This is a genomic window from Allofournierella sp. CML151, from assembly GCF_027853465.1.
Classification (GTDB): domain Bacteria; phylum Bacillota; class Clostridia; order Oscillospirales; family Ruminococcaceae; genus Allofournierella.
In genome coordinates this window covers 60,484-81,117 of record NZ_JAPNNW010000007.1, presented here as the reverse complement: position 1 = coordinate 81,117, position 20,634 = coordinate 60,484, and the positions used below count along the sequence as shown (strand labels likewise).

Below are 20,634 nucleotides of genomic sequence, written 5' to 3'. Positions count from 1 at the left end.
AAGGAGGCTCTTATGGCAAAACCAATCGTTGCAGTGGTGGGCCGCCCCAATGTGGGCAAATCCACCCTGTTCAATAAACTGATCGGCCAGCGGCTGGCCATCGTGGAGGATACTCCCGGTGTTACCCGCGACCGAATTTTCGGCGACTGCGAGTGGCAGAACCACACCTTCCTGCTGGTGGATACCGGCGGTATCGAGATGGGCGAGGACGACATTCAGACCCACATCCGCCATCAGGCACAGCTGGCCATCGACGCGGCGGAGTGTATCATCATGGTGGTGGATCTGCGGGCTGGCGTGACCGCCCAGGACCAGGACATCGCCAACCAGCTGATGCGCAGCGGCAAGCCCGTTGTGCTGGCGGTCAACAAGGTGGACCGGATCGGCGAGCCCCCCATGGAACTGTATGATTTCTACAGCCTGGGCCTGGGCGAGCTGTACCCCATCTCCAGCGTGCACGGTCATGGCACCGGTGATCTGCTGGACGCGGTGTGCGAGCACCTGAATTTTGAAGACGAGAACGACCAGGAAGATGAGCGCATCACCGTTGCGGTGATCGGCCGCCCCAATGTGGGCAAGTCCAGCCTGATCAACTATATCCTGGGCGAGAACCGGATGATTGTGGCCAACGAGGCCGGCACCACCCGTGACGCCATCGACTCCCAGGTGGACAACAAATACGGCAGCTTTGTCTTCACCGACACCGCAGGCCTGCGCAAGCGGGGTAAGGTGGAGGAAGGCGTGGAACGCTACAGCGTACTGCGCAGTCTGGCTGCCGTGGAGCGCAGCCGGGTGTGCGTCATCATGATCGACGCCACCGTGGGCTTCACCGAACAGGATTCCAAGGTGGCAGGCTACGCCCATGAGCAGGGCAAGGCCTGCATCATCGCCGTGAACAAGTGGGACGCGGTGGAAAAGGACGACAAGACCATGGATGTTCAGCGCAAGAAGCTGATGAATGATTTCAGCTTTATGAGCTACGCGCCCATCATCTTCATCAGTGCCAAGACCGGCCAGCGTGTGGACCGGCTGTTTGAGCTGATCAAGTATGTGGACAGCCAGAACGCCCTGCGGGTGACCACCGGTATGCTGAACGAGCTGCTGGCCCGCGCCACTGCTCGTGTGCAGCCTCCCAGCGACAAGGGCCGCCGCCTGAAGATCTACTACATGACCCAGATCTCCACCCGTCCGCCCACGTTCGTGTGCTTCGTGAACCGGAAGGATCTGTTCCACTTCTCTTATCAGCGCTATATCGAAAACCAGATCCGTGAGACCTTCGGCCTGGAAGGCACCCCCGTGCGCATGGTCGTGCGGGAGCGTGGCGACGGTAGCACCAAGTAAAAAAGCCGCAAAGCGGGAAACAACAAAGGAGCGTGTGAATCCATGACGTTAGAACAAGCGTTTATTCTGATGATGGCCGTCTCCGTTGTGATCGGTTATCTGCTGGGCAGCATCAATTTCGGCGTGGTGGTGAGCAAGGGCCTCTATCACGAGGACGTGCGCACCAAAGGCAGCGGCAACGCTGGCACCACAAACATCCTGCGCACCTATGGCAAAAAGGCCGCGGCTTTGACTCTGGCCGGTGATATGGCTAAGGGCACGGTAGCAGTGTGGCTGTGCCACTGGGGCGTGGCCGCACTTACCGGAGCGGATGTAAACGGCGTGTATGCCGGGTATCTGGCTGCCATCGGCGCGGTGTGCGGCCATCTGTGGCCGATCTGGTTCGGCTTCAAGGGCGGCAAGGGCATCGCGGTGGCCGCGGGTGCCATTCTGGCCAGTGAGCCGGTCGTTTTGCTGGCACTGCTGATTGTGTTCTTTGCCATTGCCCTGACCACTCGTATCGTGAGCCTGGCATCGGTCACCGTGGCGGTGCTGTACCCCATCCTCACGCTGCTCTGGTCCTGGTACACCCAGCGCAGTCTGCTGTTTACCGGCGTGTGCACCGTGCTGATGGCGGTGCTGGTGGTATGGATGCACCGGGCCAACATTCAGCGCCTGCTGAACGGCACGGAATACCGCTTCGGCGAAAAGAAAAAGGACGAATAAGCAAAATCTTTTTCAACCCTTCGGGAGAATCCTCCCGAAGGGTTGTTTTTTTGCTGGAAAATGCCGGTAAATTTTTCACGATTTTCAAAGAGCTTTTGCAGAATTTTCACAGCCTGACGATACACTCAAACTAGGGAAAGGCCTCGGGCGAAAGAAACTGAGGCCGCCTTTTTTATGTTGCAGCCGTTGTCCACCCGGGCGGCGGAACAAAAGGAGTGTGGCTTTTTTGATTCAAGTGGAGCATCTCACCAAGCGTTATGGCAGCCATCTTGCGGTGGATGACATCTCGTTTGAAGTGGAGGAGGGTATCGTATATGGATTGCTGGGCCCCAACGGCGCGGGCAAATCCACCACGATGAATATTCTGACCGGTTATCTTTCCGCCACCAGCGGCACCGTGTCCATCGACGGACACGACATTCTGGAGGAGGCCAGCGCGGCGAAGGCATGTGTGGGCTATCTGCCCGAGCAGCCGCCCCTGTATGTGGATATGACTCCCCGGGAGTATCTGATGTTCGTGGCCGAGCTGAAAAAGGTAAAGCGGGCCGACCGCGCCGCCCAGGTGGAGCAGGCCATGGACCGCACCGGTCTTGCGGAGATGGAGCACCGGCTGATCAAGAACCTGTCCAAGGGCTACCGTCAGCGCGTGGGCCTGGCCGCTGCGCTGCTGGGCAGTCCCAAGGTCATCATTCTGGATGAGCCCACCGTGGGCCTGGACCCGGCTCAGGTGATTGAGATCCGCAGCCTGATCAAGGAGCTGGGCAAGGATCATACCGTGATCCTCTCCAGCCACATCCTCAGCGAGGTGAGCACCCTGTGCGACAAGGTGCTGATTATCGCCAAGGGCAAGCTGGTGGCGCAGGGCACTCCCGAGGAGCTGGCCCAGCGGCTCACCGCCGGTTCGTCTTTGAATATTACCGCTCTGGGCGAGGCGGACGCGGTGATGAATGCGATGCTTACCGTGCCCGGTGTGAGTGAGGTTCAGATCACCGGCCAGCAGAATGGCGAGACCAGCGCGACCGTTCAGGTGCCTCAGGGCGAGGACCTGCGTGCAGCGGTCAGCGCCGCGCTGGCAGCGGCCGGATGCCCGGTTCTGGGGCTGACCACCGCCTCCATGAGCCTGGAGGATGTGTTCCTGCAGCTCACCGCACAGGCAGGCGACGAGGAGGCTCAGGAGGTTTTGGAAAACCAGGAGGAAGCGACTCTGCGCCCGGAGGATCTGGATTTTGTCCAGAATGCGGTGGAGAGCGGCGAATCCGGCGAAAAGCCCTGGCTGGAGGACAGCGAGCAGCCTGATGAGGAGGAGCTCCGGCAGGAAAACGCGTCCGCCCAGGCGGAAGAAGAGGAGGCGGACGAGAAATGATCGCGATTTTTAAACGGGAATTCAAAAGCTATTACAGCGGCATGATGGGCTGGCTGCTCACCGGTGTAATGCTTTTGTTCGGCGGTTTGTATTTTACCGCGGCCAACCTGCAGGGCGGCTATACCAACTTTACCATCTCTCTTTACAGCTTTGTAATCGTACTGTTGATCTTTATCCCGCTGCTGTGCATGCGCAGCTTTGCGGAGGAAAAACGCAGCAAGACCGACCAGCTGCTGCTCACCAGCCCGGTGAGCGTAAGCGGCATTGTATTGGGCAAATATCTGGCGCTGCTGGCCATGTTCGCCGTGCCGGTGGCTATCTTTTCCCTCTACCCGTTGATCATGCTGATGCTGGGTGGTGTGGACCTGGTGGCCAGCTACGCAGGCATTCTGGGCTATTTCTTCATGGGCGCGGCCTGCATTGCCGTGTGCATGTATCTTTCCACCCTCACTGAGAACCAGATCATCGCGGCGCTGTCCGGCTTTGGCGTGCTGCTGGTGGCCTATCTGCTGCCCAGCATCCAGACCCTGTTCACCACCGGCAGCGGCCTTGCCATGGCCGCCTTCGTGGTGATTTTGCTGGCAGTGAGCGTGATCGTGGGCTTGCGCAGCCGCAGCCTGACCCTGGGCGCCGGTGTATTTCTGGTGGGATTTGTGCTGCTGACCATCCTGTTCAATACCAAGAGCGCCGCGCTCACCAGTGCCTTCACCAGCGTGCTGGGTGCGTTGGCCCTGTTCGAGCCCTTCCTGGAATTTGTGAACGGGCTGTTCAGCGTTACGGCGCTGGTGTATTACCTGGGCGTGATCGTGCTGTTCCTGTTCCTCACAGGGCAGGCGCTGGAAAAGCGCCGCTGGAACTGAGAGGAGGAAACAAGCGATGAAGTTTTTCAAAAAGAAACAGGAAGAACCCGCCAAGGAAAAGCGCAGCCTCCGGCAGTGGGCGGCGCTGGCGGTATCCGCATTGAAGGGGCAGCCTGCCAGCAAGGCCGTGTTCCAGAACGGCGCCATGGCCAGTGTGCTTACTGCACTGGTTCTGGTGGCGGTGATTCTGGTGAACCTGATGGTGGGTATGCTGCCCAGCAAATATACCCAGTGGGACATGAGCCAGAACGGCATCTACTCCATTGGCGACACCACCAAGGACCTGCTGGCAGGCCTTGAGCAGGACGTGACCTTCTATTATCTGGCTCAGAGCGGCTACGAGAGCGAGAGCGTGGTCACCTTCCTGGACCGCTACACCCAGGAGAGCAAGCACCTGAGCTGGGAACAGAAGAACCCGGCGGTTTACCCCACCTTTGCCCAGCAGTACGGCGCGGAGACCGCCAGCGAGGGCAGCATTATCGTGGTGAGCGGCGACCGCAGCAAGGTGATTGATTCCGCCGACCTTTACACCTACGATTACAGCGACTACTACACCACCGGCTCCTACGATGTGCTGTTCGACGGTGAGCAGCAGCTGACCAGCGCGGTGTATTATGTGACCACCCAGGATCTGCCCAAGATCTACACTCTCACCGGCCACGGGGAGCAGCAGCTCACCAGCGACCAGGAGAGTGCCCTGAACATGCAGAACATCGAGGTGGAGGATCTTGCCCTGGTATCCAGTGAGGGAATCCCGGAGGATGCGGCGGCGGTGCTGATTGCAGGCCCCACCGTGGACTACACCACCGAAGACGTGCAGATTCTGCGGGATTACCTGAGCGGCGGCGGTAAGCTGATCCTGTTGAGCGACAGTGCCGCCAGCACCCCCAACCTGAATGCTCTGATGGCAGATTACGGCTTGAGCAAGCTGGACGGTCTGGTGGTGGAAGGCAACTCCTCCTACCATGCCCGGGGCTTCAATTACTATCTGCTGCCCCAGATTCAGAGCCACGAGGCCACCAGCGGCCTGGCCAACCTGTATGTGATGCTGCCCTATGCCCAGGCCATTCAGACCAGCGAGCTGGAGAATGTGACGGTGGACAGCCTGCTGACCACCAGCTCCTCGGCCTATAACAAGGCTGCCGGTTATGACATGACCACCACCGACAAGGAGGAGGGCGACCAGGAGGGCGCCTTCGACCTGGCGGTTGCAGCCACCAAAACCGAGAATGAGGACGAGGGCATTGAATCCCAGGTAATCTGGGTGAGCAGCGTGGCCCTGCTGGACCAGAATGTGAACGCTTCGGTGGGCGGCGGCAACGACCAGTTCCTGCTGGGCTGCGTCAGCTGGCTCAGCGGACAGGACAGCAGCATTCTGATCGCGGCCAAGAGCCTGAGCAGTGATATCCTCACCGTGAGCGCGGCAGATGCGGCCTTCTGGGGCAACCTGACCACCATTGTGCTGCCGGTGATCTGCCTGATTGCCGGTGCGGTCATCACCATCAAACGGAGGAGCCAATAATGAAAGCAAAGCGAAACCTGATGATCGGCCTGTTGATCCTGCTGGTGATCCTGGCCGCCGGAGTGTTCGCCGCCAAGACCATCAGTGACCGGGATGCGGCGGCCAGCGCTTCGGAGGACACCACCATCGCCCTCACCTCCATCACCGCATCCTCTGAAATTGAGAGCTTCGGCTATACCTTTGAGGGAGAGACGCTGAACTTTGAGCAGCGGCAGGAGGTCGTGGAGGACGAGAGCACGAGCGACAGCACCAGCGAAGCCGCCGATGAGTCTGCAAGCACTTCGACCTCGGAGGAAACCGAACCGGAGACCGAGACCGTCTGGTATCTGGCGGATGACCCGGAATACAATCTGGATCAGAGCAGTGTGAACAGTATGCTCACCGCATTTGTAAACCTGGAGGCCAGCCGCCAGCTGACCGAGACCAGCGAGGAATATGGTCTGGAAGAGCCCACCCTTACCTTCTGGATGACCGCAGACGGCGAGACCACCACCTGGATCTGCGGCGCCACCAATGATGTGACCGGCACCGTTTATCTGCAGAAGCAGGGCGAGGATACGGTCTATCTGGTGGACACCAACAAGGTGACCGTATTTGAAAAGAGCCGGATGGAGCTGGGCGATACCAGTGATGCCACCGGTGACATCACCACCAGCGAAGCAGCGTCCAGCGAGGCAGCTTCCAGTGAAGCCGCTTCCAGCGAGGCAGCTTCCAGTGAAGCCGCTTCCAGCGAGGCAGCTTCCAGTGAAGCCGCTTCCAGTGAGGCAGCCGCCAGTGAAACCGCTTCCAGTGAGGCAGCCGCCAGTGAAACTGCTTCCAGTGAGACAGTTTCCGGCGAATAATTTCAGAATGTAAACAAAGCCGCCGCAGGGGATTTCCTTGCGGCGGCTTTGTTGTTTATTCCGGTGGGGTGAGAAGAGTAAAACGGTTTTTCCGAAACCGGATCAAGCCGTCCTGTTCCATCTGGCGAAGCTCGTGAGAGAGCGCACTGCGGTTCACACACAGGTAGCTGGCCAGCTCCTCCCGGGAAAAGGGAATGGAAAAGCTGGCGCTTTTCCGGCGAGTGGCCTGCATGCTCAGGTAGGCCAGCACCCGCTGACGCAGTCCACGCTGGGAAAGAATGGTCAGCCGGTAGTGCTTTTTCATGTTATCATGAGAGAGAATCAGCAGTGCCTGACGCATCACCGCCATGCATTCCTCCGGAGTAAGCGGGCCCGGCCGGGTGAGCGGCGCGGCGGGCAGATACAGCACCCGGGTATCTTCACTGGCCACTGCGTGGTAGGGAGAGGCAAGGGTGCGGGTGAATACCAGATCCACTCCCAGCAGGCCGCCCGGACGCAGTACCGCCATCAGGCTGCTGGCTCCGCTGGGAAACAGCTGCAGAATCTGCACCCGCCCTTCCAGGATGAGACCCAGCCGCTCCTCGGTTTGCTGCGGCCGCAGCAGCACCTCCCCGGCGGCGTAATGGCGCTCCGCTGCCAGGGGCAGCAGCTTGTGGCGCAGGGCCTCTTCCCCCAGACTTCCGAAAAGCCGGTCCCGCTTCAAAGCTTCCAGCCATTCCTCCATAGTCGTTTCTCCGATTTTACACACTGCAACTTTTCTTTATTATAACAAAAAAGTTGGCGGGCCAACTTACTTTTGGGCCAAAGAATGTTAAAATCGAAAAAAGTGCCGGCGCAAACGCCGGAAAAGGAGCGTTTTGGTGATGAAAACAAAGAACAAGTTTCGCATGGCGGCCCTGTGCATGGGCCTGGTATTGGCACTGACGGGCTGCGGGTCCGCTGCTTCGGATTCCTCTTCCGCGTCTGCCGTATCTGCTGCGGATTCCACCGCCGCGTCCGCGGCCTCCTCACAGGCGGCGTCTTCGCAAGCGGCATCCGAAACGGCGCAGGACCTGACCGGCCAGACCCTGATGATTTACTGCGGTGCCGGAATGCATGAGCCCTTTGAGGAGATTGCTGCAGCGTTCTCGGAAGCGACCGGCTGCGAGATGAATGTGACCTATGCCAACGCGGCGCAGATTCAGACCCAGATCACCCAGTCCCAGGAGGGGGCATTCTTTATCGCCGGTTCGGCCGATGAGGTAAAGCCGGTGGAGGAATATGTGGTTTCCAGTACCGATCTGGTCAAGCACATCCCGGTGCTGGCAGTGGCAGAGGGCAATCCCAAGGGCATTACAGGCATCGCAGACCTGGCCCGGGAGGATGTGACCACCGTAACCGGTGATGCAGAGGCCACGCCCATCGGCAAGATTGCACAAAAGGCTTTCCAGGATTTCGGCGTAACCGATCAGGTCACTCTGGCGGCTACCACCACCACCGCGCCTCAGCTGGCCACCGTGATCGCACTGGGCGAGGCGGATGCGGCCATCATCTGGAAGGAAAATTGCAACACCGAGGGAGTGGAGGTCTGCCAGACCACGGATCTGGACGCTTATGTGAAAACCGTCCCGGCGGCCCGGCTGAGCTTTGCGGCCGATGACCCGGCGGCAGATGCCTTTGCGGAATATCTGGCAGGGCAGGAGGCGGCCGGTATCTGGGCGGAATACGGCTACGAGCAGGTGCAATGAACAGCGGACGCAGCGCGTTCCGGGTATTGTGCGGCTTGGCTGCTCTGGCGGCACTGGCGCTGATCGGTAGCAATGTGGCGATGATTCTGCTGCGTGGAGCCAAAAGCCTTCCGGAGGCACTGACACAGCCGGAGACTCTGTTTGCACTGGGAACCAGTTTGAAGACCGCCAGCATCTCCACCGTGCTCTGCTTTGTGCTGGCGGTGCCCACTGCTTATCTGCTTACCCGCACGGAATTTCCCGGCCGGGCAGCGGTGGAGATGCTGCTGGAGCTCACCATGTCGTTGCCCTACATCGTGTTGGGCGTGAGCTTGCTGATCTTGTTCTCCTCCCCGGCGGGCAAAGCGCTGAAGGCTGCCGGCCTGCCGGTGGTGTTCAGTCAGAACGGCATCGTGTTGGCCCAGCTCACGGTGAATCTGCCCTTCGCCGTTCAGTTGGCCTCCACGGCCTTTCGCCGGGCGGACCGGAAGCTGGAATATGTGGCGGGGCTGCTGGGGGCAGGTGAGGCGCGGCGTTTTTTTACCATTCTGCTTCCCCTGTGCCGTCACAGTCTGGCCGGGGCGCTGGTGCTGGTCTGGTCCCGGGCGCTGGGGGAGTTCGGCGCGACCCTGATGCTGGTGGGCGTGACCCGGATGAAGACAGAGACGCTGCCCGCAAACATCTATCTGAATGTGAGCGCCAACGATCTGGACGGCGCGCTGGCCAGCGCGTTCCTGCTGCTGGTCATCTCGGCGGCGTCGCTGGCGTGGCCTTCCGTTTTACCTGTGTGGACAAAAGGTGGGGGCGTTATGTGTGAACCGGTATTGCAGCTGAAGGATGTGACCCTGCGGCGAGGAAATTTCTCACTGGAGGGAGTAAAACTGGCACTGGCCGAAGGTGAGATCCTGGCTTTGCTGGGGCGTACCGGTGCGGGCAAGACCCTGCTGCTGGAAACCGCCGCGGGCTTCTGCCCTCCCTCCGGCGGGCAGGTGCTGCTCCAGGGGCGTGAGGTGCGTTCCATCCCGCTGCACCGGCGGAATATTGGCTACCTGTATCAGGAATACAGCCTGTTTCCCCATCTGACCGCGGCACAGAACATTGGCTATGGGCTGCGGATGCGACGCATGCGCCGGGAGGAGATACGCTGCCAGGTAGAGCAGCTGGCCGGGCGATTCGGTCTGGAACGGGTGCTGAATCAGTACCCGGGTACCCTGAGCGGTGGTGAGCAGCAGCGGGTGGCACTGGCCCGTGCTCTGGCGCTGCGGCCCGCGCTTTTGCTGCTGGATGAGCCCTTTGCTGCCCTGGACCCGGTGACCAAGCGGCAGCTGTATGGGCTGCTGCGCCAGGTGCGGCAGGAATTTGGCTGTGCGGTGCTGTTTGTGACCCACGATTTTGCCGAGGCACAGGGCCTTGCCGATCGGGTGGGTGTGCTTGCAGGAGGCGAGCTGTGCGGCATTACACCCGCCGAAGAACTATACAGCGCAGCCTGGCCTGCCCCGCCCCGGGAATTTTTGGGACTTGTGGAACAACAGGAAGGAGAGACGGCATATGACGCAAACCGAGTTATATGAACGGCTGAAAAAGGAATTTGCCCGCATTGTGAACGAAAATGAGCTGGCAGAGGAGCCGGTGGAGGTGAGCTGCCGTGCCCTGACCCCGGAGGAGGCCATCGGCCAGACCCGACGCACGGATTTCCCCATTCTGGAGGGCAAGGACGTGATGATCCAGGCGGAATACCGGGGCGGCAAGGGGCAGGCCTTTACCGATGCGCCCGCCGCCTTTTCCGGCACGCTGGCCCAGGTGCTGGACCTGGACATCCTGCACGACGCCCACGCCCGGGGCCTGTTCATCGCCTGCATGAACGCGGTGATGGCGCATCTGGGACGCTGCGTGGGAACGGTGCACTGCCGCACCCAGGGACCGGAGCAGTGCGCAGCAGATATGCATGCCTGGCTGGACCGGGAATACCCGGATGCCCGGCGGGTGGGGCTGGTGGGCTATCAGCCCGCCCTGCTGGAGATGCTGGCAGGCAGCGGCCGCCAGGTGCGGGTGTTAGACCTGAACCCGGAAAATGTGGGTGCCACCCGCTTCGGCACGTTGGTGGAGGACGGCGCCCGGGCAAAGGAAGACCTGGTGCAGTGGGCGGATCTGATCCTGTGCACTGGCAGCACGCTGTGTAACGGTACTATTGTGGACTACATGGAGCTGCCGGTACCGGTGGTGTTCTTCGGCATTACGCTGGCGGGCAGCGCGGAGATTCTGGGCCTGCGCCGAGTTTGTTTTGCGGACCGGTACGAATAAAGAGACAAACGGCGGCACGCTGGTTTTGCGAAGCTTTTGAAGCTTTCAGCAAGACCGGCGTGCCGCTGTTTTACGAAAATTACCGCCCGGCACATTGCAGCAAAAACAGCATGCCGCCCATGGTAGCATGGTGTCACCAACAAACAGAAAAGGGGAGTGAGACCATGGGAACGATCTTGTTGCTGGTGCTGCTGGGAGCGATGCTGGGCAGCGCGCTGGTATGCTATGCGGGGGCCTGTGTGTCCAGCCGGGAGGAGCGCCGGGAGGAGCGGCAGCGAAGACGGTGACCGGGCAAAGAGGGAAAAAGCGGCTCGGAATTTTGCAGATTCTGTGATACAATAAAAGGCAGTATGATCACAGGAGATAAACGCGATGAAACGAATTTGTGCTGGTCTGCTTGCCCACGTGGACGCAGGCAAGACCACCCTGTCCGAGGCGCTGCTGTATCGGGGTGGCTGCCTGAAAAAGCTGGGCCGGGTGGACCATAAGGATGCCTTTCTGGATACCAACGCCATGGAGCGGGAGCGGGGCATCACCATCTTTTCCAAGCAGGCGGTGCTCAGCCTGCCCGACGCCCAAATCACCTTGCTGGACACCCCCGGCCATGTGGACTTTTCCGGCGAGATGGAGCGCACCCTCTCGGTACTGGACTATGCGGTGCTGGTGGTGAGCGGCACCGACGGCGTGCAGAGCCACACCGAGACCGTATGGAAGCTGCTGCGCCGCTATGGGGTGCCGGTGTTTGTGTTCGTGAACAAGATGGATCTGGCCGGAGCGGACCGGCAGTCGGTACTGGAGCAACTGGCCCGCCTGGAGGAGGGCTTTGTGCCCTTTGACGGCTCGCTGGACCCGGGTGCCTTTGCGGAAGCACTGGCCATGCAGAGTGAGGAGGCCATGGACGCCTATTTGGAAAACGGCGAAGTGCCTGCTGATCTGATTACTGCCATGATTGCCCGGCGGCAGGTGTTTCCCTGTCTGTTCGGCTCGGCGCTGAAGCTTCAAGGGGTGGATGAGCTGCTGGAAGCACTGCAGGCCTATACCCGCCAGCCCAAGGCGGCCGAGGAGTTCGCTGCCCGGGTGTTCAAGATTTCCCGGGATGAGCAGGGCAACCGGCTCACCTGGCTCAAGGTCACCGGCGGAAGCCTGCGAGTGAAGGCGCTGCTCACCGGTGAGGGCCCGGATGGCCAGTCCTGGCAGGAAAAAGCGGACCAACTCCGGGTATATTCCGGTGCAAAATTCCAGATGGTAGAACAGGCCCCGGCGGGAACCGTGTGCGCGGTCACCGGTCTGACCCGCACCTGGGCGGGCCAGGGCCTGGGCGAGGAGACCATGGGCCGGGCCCCGGTGCTTCAGCCGGTGCAGAGCTGCCGCCTGCTGCTGCCCGAGGGCTGCGATGCCCACGCGGTGCTCCCCAAGCTGACCCAGCTGCAAGAGGAGGACCCCCAGCTGCGCATCGTGTGGAACGAGCGGTTGGCCGAGATTCATCTGCAGATGATGGGGGAGGTGCAGCTGGATGTGCTCAAGCGGCTGATCTGGGAACGGTTCGGCCTGGCTGTGGGCTTTGGTCCCGGCAGTATTGTGTATAAGGAGACCATCGCGGGCCCGGTGGAGGGTGTGGGCCATTTTGAACCCCTGCGCCATTATGCCGAGGTGCATCTGCTGCTGGAGCCGCTGCCTCGGGGCGCGGGTCTGCAATTTGATACGATTTGCAGCGAGGACGTGCTGGACCGGAACTGGCAGCGGCTGATCCTCACCCACCTGGAGGAGAAGGAGCATCTGGGGGTGCTCACCGGAAGCCCCATCACCGATATGAAGATCACCCTCACCGCGGGCAGGGCGCATTTGAAGCACACCGAGGGCGGCGATTTCCGCCAGGCCACCTACCGGGCGGTACGCCAGGGTTTGATGCAGGCGGACAGCATCCTGCTGGAGCCCTGGTATGAGTTCCGGCTGGAGGTGCCCGCCGAGCAGGTGGGCCGGGCCATGGCGGATGTGCAGCGGATGGGGGGCAGCTTTGATCCGCCCGAGCTGCTGGGCGAAACCTCGGTGCTCACCGGCAGCGTACCGGTGGCTGAGATGCGGGGCTATGCCATGGAGTTGGCCGGGTATACCCGGGGCAAGGGGCGGCTGGCCTGTACGCTGGCGGGCTACCGGCCCTGTCACGACGCCCCCGCCGTGATCGAGGCAATGGGTTACGATCCCGAGCGGGATACCGAAAATCCGCCGGATTCGGTGTTCTGCGCCCACGGCGCGGGTTATACCGTGAAGTGGGATGAGGTGCCCGCCCACGCCCATGTGGAAAGCGGCGTGCGCCTGAACGAGCCGGAACCGGAGGAGCAGCCCGCACCCCGGCAGACCAGACGGCAGAGCGCGCCTGTTTCCTCGCTGGAGGAGGACAAGCAGCTTGCAGCCATCTTCGAGCGCACCTACGGCCCTTCCAAGGGACGGGAGCTGTTCCGTCCCGCGCCGGTGAAGCAGGCGGAGTATCATTTTGAACCCAGCGGGTCGGAGTATCTGCTGGTGGACGGCTATAACCTGATCTTTGCCTGGGAGGAGCTGAAAAAGCTGGCGGCGGATAATCTGGCGGGCGCCCGTCAGGCGTTGGCGGACCTGCTGTGCAATTACCGGGGCTTCCATGATTGCCAGGTGATTCTGGTGTTCGACGCCTATAAGGTGCCCCATGGCACAGGCGAGGTGAGCCGGTATCATAATATCCACATCGTCTACACCAAGGAAGCAGAAACTGCCGATATGTACATCGAGAAAACCACCTATCAGCTGGCGAAAAAACGGCGGGTGCGGGTGGTTACATCGGACGGTGCGGAACAGCTGATTATCCTGGGCCATGGTGCGCTGCGCATTTCCGCCCGTTCCTTCCGGGAAGAGGTGGAGCGCACCAACGGTGAGATCCGGCGTATTCTGGAGGAAAACCGCCTGAAAAACGCCCGGCGGTAAAGGGCTGCAAGAAAAGAGAAAAGGGCAGGGAGAGGAAACGAAAACGGCGTCCCGGTTTTGCAAAAGCGCAAAGCCGGGACGCCGCTGCATACCGCGAAAAAAGGCTTGCTTTTTTGGCGGCGCTATAGTATAATAAACCCTGTTACAAATAAGCCGGTGTGTCGGAATGGCAGACGATGCGGACTCAAAATCCGTTGGTGGCAACACCGTGTGGGTTCAAGTCCCACCACCGGCACCACGTCGGAATGGACTACGCTCCATTCAAAAAGCCCAGCCATTCGGCTGGGCTTTTCTCATACCGCTCCGTCATTCCTCCTTTTCCCCACAAAACTTTGCTGTGCAAACTTTCGTGGGGACCCCGCCCTACGGGCCAAGGAGGGGAGCAGGCATCAATTTCATCACGCAAACGCACGTTAAAAGCTACATTTTGAGAAATCAAAGTGTAGCTTTTTTCTTATGCCATCATATAGTAAAAATTCCTCCATGCTATACTTCTGGCATGGAGGAATTTTTATGAGGCCGGAAATGAGCGCTTTTTCTCACAACAAAGAAAAATTGCGGGTTGCAGCTTACTGTCGAGTCAGCACGAAGCATACAGAACAACTGGAAAGTAGGGCTTATTGTATCTGGAAAGACTTGAGTCCAGAGGTTCTATCCGCTGATCATGCGATTGTAAAGAAGGGGGAGTTATACCGGCGAAGACGGCAGGGCATGTGTAGACGCCCGCCAAACCGGAGTTGTCTGAATATAGCAGCAGCGGTAGGGGAGATTGGGGCGCTGAATGCGGTCCAGCAAAATTCCTGCGGCGATGAAGCCCATCTCACTGCTGGGAATGTGCACGGTGGAAAGCTGGGGTTCCGCCACAGTCGCTTCCGGGGAATCGTCAAACCCCATCACCATCACATCCGAGGGAATCTGAAGCCCCATGTATTTCAAGGCTTTCATTAGGTTAATGGCCAGATAATCGTTGGCGCAGACGAAAGCATCCGGCAGATTAGGCATTGCACGCAGCTGTTCCACCAGCCAGGCGGCTTCCCCATAAGGCGAGCTGTTGGGCGCGACCACACACAGCTTCGGGTCCAGAGCCAGGCCGGCTCGGGCAAGTGCGGTGCGGAATCCGTTGAAGCGCTCATAGAAACTGTTGCAATGCGTGTGATCACCCACGAAGCCCAGCGTTCGTGCTCCCTGCTCAATCAGCTGCGTGGTGACCGCGATGGAACTGGTGGTGTTTTCCATCGAGATAAAATCCCCGGCCATAGCGGAAAAATCCGCCCGGGCATAGGTATCGGAGAAAAGGACCGGAAGCCCGAGCTGACAGATGAAGTCGGTATAGCGGCGGTCAAACATTTCGATACACAGGATACCGGCGGTGTTTTCCAAAACGAAGTTGGCGGGCAGGCGGCAGTCCTGATGCTCATCTGCCTGGATCTCGTAGATCATCAAGGTATAGCCCGCACGGCTCATCCGGTTTGCAAAACTGGAAATGAAATTGGAGCCGTAGTGGTTCCGGCCTGGCATGCACAGGGTCAGAAGTGCAATGCTGCGCCCCTGCGGTGCAGGCGTATTTTCCGGCACAGTCAATTGACGATAACCCATTTGGCGAGCCATGGTCAAAACTTGCTGGCGTGTGACTTCGGGTACGCTGCCCCGGTCGTTAAACACTTTTGATACGGTATTGCGCGAAAGGCCGCATGCAGCAGCAATATCCTGCATGGTGATCTTCTTTGTAGCCACGAACCATCCCTCCTGTGAGTTCCTTTCCTATTTATTATACCGCAAAAATGCAAAAGCACAAGAATGTAAATAAATGTAAAACTGTATTTCTCATTTGCACAATTCTTAAGAAACCCCTTTGTATATGCCTACAAATCCATAAAAAAGCCGGATTAGTGCGTTGACAAAGAAGAAAAGTTGGCGTATAGTAAACGCATAAGGTTACAAAATGTAAATCTTGAATGTGCAAATGTAAAACAGGAGATGAGGATCATGAGTCTACCAAAATTCCCGGATGCGCAGACCAGGCACCAAAAGCTGGTCTACGTGAAAAACAACTGGCAGCTTTATGTGTTTTTTGCAATGCCTGCCGTTCTGCTGACGCTCATCTTTAAGTATGTGCCCATGGGCGGCCTGGCGATTGCGTTTGAGGACTACAACAACCGCCTGGGCATTTTTGGAAGCGAATGGATCTGGTTTGAAAACTTCCAGCGGTTCCTTTCCTCCACGGAATTCCCGCGCCTGATGATGAACACACTGAAGCTCAGCGTTTACGGCTTGCTGTGGGGCTTTTTTCCGCCCATCATCCTGGCGATTCTGCTCTCCCGAGTACGGCGGGTGGGGCTGCGCAAAAAGATTCAGCTGCTGATCTATGCGCCCAACTTCATTTCGGTGATCGTAATGGCCGGTATGATCATTGCCTTCCTTTCTCCGGTCGGCCCCATCAATGCGGCGCTGGGTACGCAGTCCAACCTGATGACCGATCCGGGGGCATTCCGCTCCATCTACATCATCAGCGGAATCTGGCAGGGCGCCGGCTGGGCGTCCATCATCTACACGGCGGCCTTGTCCGGTGTGAGCGGGGATCTGATCGACGCCTGCAACATCGACGGCGCAAGCCTGCTGCAGCAGATCTGGAATGTGGACATTCCCACCCTGAAGCCCATCATGGTGATTCAGTTCATCCTGTCGGCGGGCCAGATCATGAACATCGGCTTTGAAAAAGCGCTCGCCCTTCAGACCGACCTGAACCGTGCCACATCGGAGATCATTCCCACCTATGTGTATCGGCTGGGTCTGGAAATCGGCGATTATGGCTATTCCACGGCGGTTGGCCTGTTCAATGCGGTGATCAACGTGGCACTGCTGCTTGCTGTGAATGCCATTGTGAGCCGCCTTAACGAAGGCGAAGGCCTGTAAGAAAGGGGTATCGTTCATGGAAACCAGACAGTTTTATACCCGCAAGGACAAAATCGTTCTTGCCTGCGGCAATGTGTTGCTGGCGCTGTTTGCGCTGGCCGTGCTGGTGCCTCTGGTCTATGTGGTGCTGGCATCCTTCATTGATCCGGTGGTTCTGACCAATCAGGGCATCAGCCTTCTGCCGAAGGACTGGACGCTGGAAGGCTACCGCCGGGTGTTCCAGGATAAGATGATCGCCCGCGGCTTCCTCAATTCGTTCCTGTATTCGTCTTCCTTTGCAGCATTTTCCACCGCCGTTTGTCTGCTGGCGGCCTATCCGCTGAGTCTGCCCAATTTTGTGGGTCGCAAGGCACTGAACACCTTCTTCCTCATCACCATGTTTTTCGGCGACGGTTTGATGCCCACTTATTTGTTGGTATCCAATCTGAACCTGATCAACAGCCCGCTGGCACTGATCCTGCCCGGCGCGGTGAATGTGTGGAACATCATTCTGGCGCGTACTTATTATAAGTCCATCCCGCAGGAGCTGCATGAAGCGGCAGCGCTGGACGGCGCCTCGGAGCTGCAATATTTCTTCCGGGTCCTGCTTCCGGTGTGCAAGCCCATCATTGCGGTGCTGGTGCTTTACCAGTTCGTTGGCATGTGGAACAGCTACTTTGATGCCATGATCTATTTGGAGGATCAGTCGCTGCAGCCGCTGCAGCTGGTGATCCGCTCGATCCTGGTGCAGAATACCCCGCGCCCCGGCATAGTAGCCGATGCCCAGAACGCTGCCATGATGGCCAAAATCGCCGAGCAGCTCAAGTATGCGACCATCGTGGTTTCCAGCGTGCCGCTGCTGGTCATGTATCCCTTCTTCCAGAAGTATTTCGAGAAGGGCGTCATGCTGGGCTCTGTAAAAGGCTGACCGACGTTCTGTAAGGACGTTCGATATGATGCAACACAGCGATTAAGAAAAGGAGAGAATCTGATGAATGTGATTTCCAAACGCGCACTGGCGCTGGCAGGCGCAGCCGCGCTGACCCTGACGGCCCTGACCGGGTGCGGCTCCGCGCAGGAGAGCGCTGCTGCTTCGGTGGACGCTGCAACTGCCAATTTTCCGCTGACTGAGACCGTTACCTTTACCGCACTGACTCATGAGCCCTCGTTTGCCGGACAGGAGATCAACGACCGGCTGATCGCCCAGCGTCTGGAGGAGGCAACCAACGTTCACATTGACTGGACGGTATATGTGGACGACCAGTTCGGCGAGAAAAAGCAGCTGGCTCTGGCCAAGAAGGAACTGCCGGACATTGTGTTCGATGCGCAGATGAGCCAGTATGATCTGCTGCGCTACGCGAAGGACGGCACCATCGTGGCAGTGGATGAGCTGATCGACCAGTACATGCCCAACCTGAAAAAGATTCTGGACGAAAACCCCGAGTACCGCGCCCTCATCACCGCACCGGACGGCCACATTTATTCCTTCCCCTGGATCGAGGAGCTGGGCAACGGCAAAGAAGCCATTCAGTCCATCGGTGGTATTCCCTGGATCAACAAGGCCTGGCTGGATGAGCTGGGCCTGGCAATGCCCACCACTCCCGAGGAACTGACCGAGGTGCTGCGTGCGTTCAAGCAGGCCCATCCGGACAGTCTGCCCCTTTCCTTCGTGATGAATGGCGGCAATGAGGACGTGGGCGTGCTGCTGAGCGCCTTTGGCTACGGCGACAATGCCGACCATTATGTGGTCAATAACGACAAGCAGGTGATCTACACCCTGGCCGACGAGGGTATCATCCCCGGTCTGGAGTGGCTGCACAGCCTCTATGCCGAAGGGCTCATCGACCCCGAGGTGTTCACCCAGGATTACAACACCTACGTGTCCAAGGCAGCCGGCGACCGTTATGGCCTGTTCCTTGCCTGGGATAACACCAGCGCCGGTACTCCCGATAACTATGTGGCGTTGCCCCCGCTGAAAAATGCGGACGGCGAGGCTGCGGTCACCCGGCAGAACGCAATGGGCTTCGAGATCGGCCGCTGCGTGATCACCGGTACCAACCCCAACCCCGCTCTCACCGCCAAGTGGATCGATCAGCTGTATGACCCCATTCAGTCGGTACAGGATAACTGGGGCACCTACGGCGACACCGTACAGGATAACATCTTCGAGATGAAAGAGGACGGCACCCTGCAGCATCTGCCTGTCCCGGCGGGTGTGGTTCCCTATGAGCTGCGCATGAAGACCAATCTGGGCGGCCCTCTGGCTGTGCTGGACAGCTACTACGGTGTTTACACCACCAAGCCGGACGACGCTGCTCTGCGCCTGGATACTATTTCGCAGCTGTTTGCCCCGGCAATGGAGAGCGAATATAACTATCCGCCCATCTTCTTTGACATCGACACCACCGACCGCATTACCCAGATCGAGACCGACCTGAAGCCCTACGCGGAAAGCCAGAAGGCGGCCTGGATCATGAATGGCGGCGCTGCCGAGGAATGGGATGCTTACATTGCCAAGCTTGACCAGATGAATCTGCAGGAGCTTCTGCAGCTCAAGCAAACCGGACTGGACAATTATTTTGCCAGCATGAACGGCTAAAAATAACTGCCTGCCGTGCGCCTGGCACGGCAGGCAAATTTTATTACGGAGAAAAACAATGCAACAAGCTAATACTCTTTGCAGGGCTCGCCAGTATGAGTCGGACCACCGCACTCCTCTGGAACAGCGCCCGGCATTTCATGCGGTACCCCCGGTGGGCTGGTGCAATGACCCCAACGGCTGGTCCTGCTACGAGGGACAGTACCATCTGTTCTATCAGTATCACCCCTATTCCAACTGCTGGGGCCCCATGCATTGGGGACATACCGTGACCACCGATTTCCTTCACTGGAACGACCAGCCCTGCGCGCTGGCTCCGGATTCGCCTTTTGATGAAAAGGGCTGTTTTTCCGGCGGAGCAGTGGAATGGCAGGGCAAGCAGCTGCTGCTTTACACCGGTGTTATGCCGGAAAACGATGGCGAGATCCAGCAGCAATGCATGGCTGTGGGCGATGGACGGGACTATACCAAGGCGTGCGCCCCGGTGCTGCCCTGTGAACAGCAGCCGGAGGGATATTCCCGCCGAGATTTCCGGGACCCCTTCCTGTTTACCCGGGATGGAATCCTGTATATGCTGCTGGGCGGCCGCGGAAAGAATGGCCACGGGCGGCTTCTGCTCTACCGAAACGCGGCACCGCTCGATGTAAATTCCCCTTGGGAGTTTGTGCAGATCCTTGCGGAGAACGATGGCAGTCTGGGCAGCATGTGGGAATGCCCGAACCTGTTTGAGCTGGAAGGCCGCGCGGTCGTGATTATTTCTCCCCAGTTTGTGCGCCAGACCGCAGACAACCGTTATCACTGCGGCAACGATACGGCAGCGCTGATCGGCAGCTGGGAGGGCCCCGGTACCCCCTTTGTACAGCAGGCGGACACCCCGCTGGACAGTGGCCTGGACTTTTACGCACCCCAGACGCTGGAAACGCCGGACGGGCGGCGGGTGCTCATTGGCTGGATGCAGAATTGGGATCATTGCTATCCGCCGGAGCATGCATGCTGGTATGGCCAGATGACGCTGCCCCGGGAACTGTTCTGGCAGGATGGAGCCCTGTGCCAGCGTCCGGTACGTGAGCTGGATGCGGCTCGTCGTCTGCGGACGGCATTCCGGGGTGTGGAGATTCAGGAGCAGCCGGTCCGGCTGAGCGGCGTTCACGGCCGTGTACTGGATTGTGAGCTTGAGGTGAATGTGACCGAAGCACGGCGCTTCGGCCTGCGCTTTGCCTGCGGCGCCGGGCGCTGGGCAGAGCTGCGTGTTGACCTAGAGGAAGGCCTGCTGCGCATCGACCGCCGTCATGGAGGCGGCTTCCGGGATGCGCTGGAGCTGCGGGAAGTACCTTTGACGGCAGTGGGGAACACTCTGAAGCTGCGCATGGTGCTGGACCGCTATTCGGCGGAGTTCTTTTTGCAGGATGGACGGCAGGCGGCCAGCCTGACGCTTTACGATATTCCGGCGGATGCGGATGGCATCGAATTCTTTGCCAGCGGAAAAGCGCGCATGGATCTGCAGCTCTATGATCTGGCTCTGTGAATGGAACACAGGAGGTATATGGG

Annotated in this window: 17 protein-coding genes and 1 tRNA gene; 16 read left to right on the top strand and 2 right to left on the bottom strand. The window is 59.2% G+C overall.

The genetic code is table 11. The features are described 5' to 3' along the window. Nucleotides 1-12 precede the first annotated feature (12 nt). The 6 genes from der to PH256_RS07065 all read left to right on the top strand — a co-directional run bounded on the left by der (nt 13) and on the right by PH256_RS07065 (nt 6,633). A complete protein-coding gene (gene der, locus PH256_RS07090) occupies nt 13-1,341 on the top strand; it encodes a ribosome biogenesis GTPase Der (RefSeq protein ID WP_087183584.1) in 1,329 nt (442 codons plus the stop codon). A gap of 42 nt (nt 1,342-1,383) precedes the next feature. Then, the gene (gene plsY / locus PH256_RS07085; RefSeq protein ID WP_270913559.1) at nt 1,384-2,046 is read left to right on the top strand and encodes a glycerol-3-phosphate 1-O-acyltransferase PlsY; all 663 of its coding nucleotides are present in this window, start codon (nt 1,384-1,386) and stop codon (nt 2,044-2,046) included. A gap of 235 nt (nt 2,047-2,281) precedes the next feature. After that, a complete protein-coding gene (locus PH256_RS07080) occupies nt 2,282-3,409 on the top strand; it encodes an ABC transporter ATP-binding protein (RefSeq protein WP_242956110.1) in 1,128 nt (375 codons plus the stop codon). Next, nucleotides 3,406-4,269, top strand: a complete 864-nt coding sequence (locus tag PH256_RS07075) for an ABC transporter permease (RefSeq protein ID WP_270913558.1) — start codon at nt 3,406-3,408, stop codon at nt 4,267-4,269. Before PH256_RS07080 ends, PH256_RS07075 begins: the two co-directional genes overlap by 4 nt. 16 nt (nt 4,270-4,285) lie before the next feature. Then, on the top strand, nt 4,286-5,791 hold the full coding sequence (locus tag PH256_RS07070; RefSeq protein WP_270913557.1) for a GldG family protein: 1,506 nt from the start codon (nt 4,286-4,288) through the stop codon (nt 5,789-5,791). Then, on the top strand, nt 5,791-6,633 hold the full coding sequence (locus PH256_RS07065; RefSeq protein ID WP_270913556.1) for a DUF4340 domain-containing protein: 843 nt from the start codon (nt 5,791-5,793) through the stop codon (nt 6,631-6,633). Before PH256_RS07070 ends, PH256_RS07065 begins: the two co-directional genes overlap by 1 nt. A 55-nt stretch (nt 6,634-6,688) precedes the next feature. On the opposite strand, the gene PH256_RS07060 is transcribed toward PH256_RS07065, so the two are convergent. Continuing rightward, nucleotides 6,689-7,357, bottom strand: a complete 669-nt coding sequence (locus PH256_RS07060; protein ID WP_270913555.1) for a Crp/Fnr family transcriptional regulator — start codon at nt 7,355-7,357, stop codon at nt 6,689-6,691. 139 nt (nt 7,358-7,496) lie between these two features. Between PH256_RS07060 and modA the strand changes: the two genes are divergently transcribed. The 6 genes from modA to PH256_RS07030 all read left to right on the top strand — a co-directional run bounded on the left by modA (nt 7,497) and on the right by PH256_RS07030 (nt 13,833). Beyond that, nucleotides 7,497-8,360, top strand: a complete 864-nt coding sequence (gene modA, locus PH256_RS07055) for a molybdate ABC transporter substrate-binding protein (protein WP_270913554.1) — start codon at nt 7,497-7,499, stop codon at nt 8,358-8,360. Beyond that, entirely contained in the window at nt 8,357-9,910 is a 1,554-nt protein-coding gene (locus PH256_RS07050) for an ATP-binding cassette domain-containing protein (protein WP_270913553.1), read from the top strand. Before modA ends, PH256_RS07050 begins: the two co-directional genes overlap by 4 nt. Further along, complete coding sequence (locus PH256_RS07045; protein ID WP_270913552.1) at nt 9,888-10,640, top strand: Rossmann-like domain-containing protein; 753 nt, start codon at nt 9,888-9,890, stop codon at nt 10,638-10,640. Before PH256_RS07050 ends, PH256_RS07045 begins: the two co-directional genes overlap by 23 nt. Before the next feature lie 164 nt (nt 10,641-10,804). Next, complete coding sequence (locus PH256_RS07040; RefSeq protein ID WP_270913551.1) at nt 10,805-10,927, top strand: hypothetical protein; 123 nt, start codon at nt 10,805-10,807, stop codon at nt 10,925-10,927. A gap of 85 nt (nt 10,928-11,012) precedes the next feature. Beyond that, on the top strand, nt 11,013-13,595 hold the full coding sequence (locus PH256_RS07035) for a translation factor GTPase family protein (RefSeq protein WP_270913550.1): 2,583 nt from the start codon (nt 11,013-11,015) through the stop codon (nt 13,593-13,595). Between the two features lie 152 nt (nt 13,596-13,747). After that, nucleotides 13,748-13,833 (top strand) — tRNA-Leu (locus PH256_RS07030). A gap of 449 nt (nt 13,834-14,282) precedes the next feature. Here PH256_RS07030 and PH256_RS07025 read toward each other — a convergent pair. After that, nucleotides 14,283-15,329, bottom strand: a complete 1,047-nt coding sequence (locus PH256_RS07025; RefSeq protein WP_270913549.1) for a LacI family DNA-binding transcriptional regulator — start codon at nt 15,327-15,329, stop codon at nt 14,283-14,285. 252 nt (nt 15,330-15,581) lie between these two features. On the opposite strand from PH256_RS07025, the gene PH256_RS07020 reads away from it, so the two are divergent. The 4 genes from PH256_RS07020 (at nt 15,582) to PH256_RS07005 (ending at nt 20,611) form a co-directional block, all read left to right on the top strand. Further along, nucleotides 15,582-16,508: an ABC transporter permease gene (locus PH256_RS07020; RefSeq protein ID WP_270913548.1), complete on the top strand. Its 927-nt coding sequence runs from the start codon at nt 15,582-15,584 to the stop codon at nt 16,506-16,508. Nucleotides 16,509-16,524: 16 nt separating this feature from the next. Further along, the gene (locus PH256_RS07015) at nt 16,525-17,415 is read left to right on the top strand and encodes a carbohydrate ABC transporter permease (protein WP_270913547.1); all 891 of its coding nucleotides are present in this window, start codon (nt 16,525-16,527) and stop codon (nt 17,413-17,415) included. A gap of 63 nt (nt 17,416-17,478) precedes the next feature. Then, nucleotides 17,479-19,086 carry an extracellular solute-binding protein gene (locus PH256_RS07010; protein ID WP_270913546.1) on the top strand — a complete coding sequence of 536 codons (1,608 nt, stop codon included), beginning with the start codon at nt 17,479-17,481 and terminating at the stop codon, nt 19,084-19,086. Between the two features lie 58 nt (nt 19,087-19,144). Then, nucleotides 19,145-20,611 carry a glycoside hydrolase family 32 protein gene (locus PH256_RS07005; RefSeq protein ID WP_270913545.1) on the top strand — a complete coding sequence of 489 codons (1,467 nt, stop codon included), beginning with the start codon at nt 19,145-19,147 and terminating at the stop codon, nt 20,609-20,611. Nucleotides 20,612-20,634 lie beyond the last annotated feature (23 nt).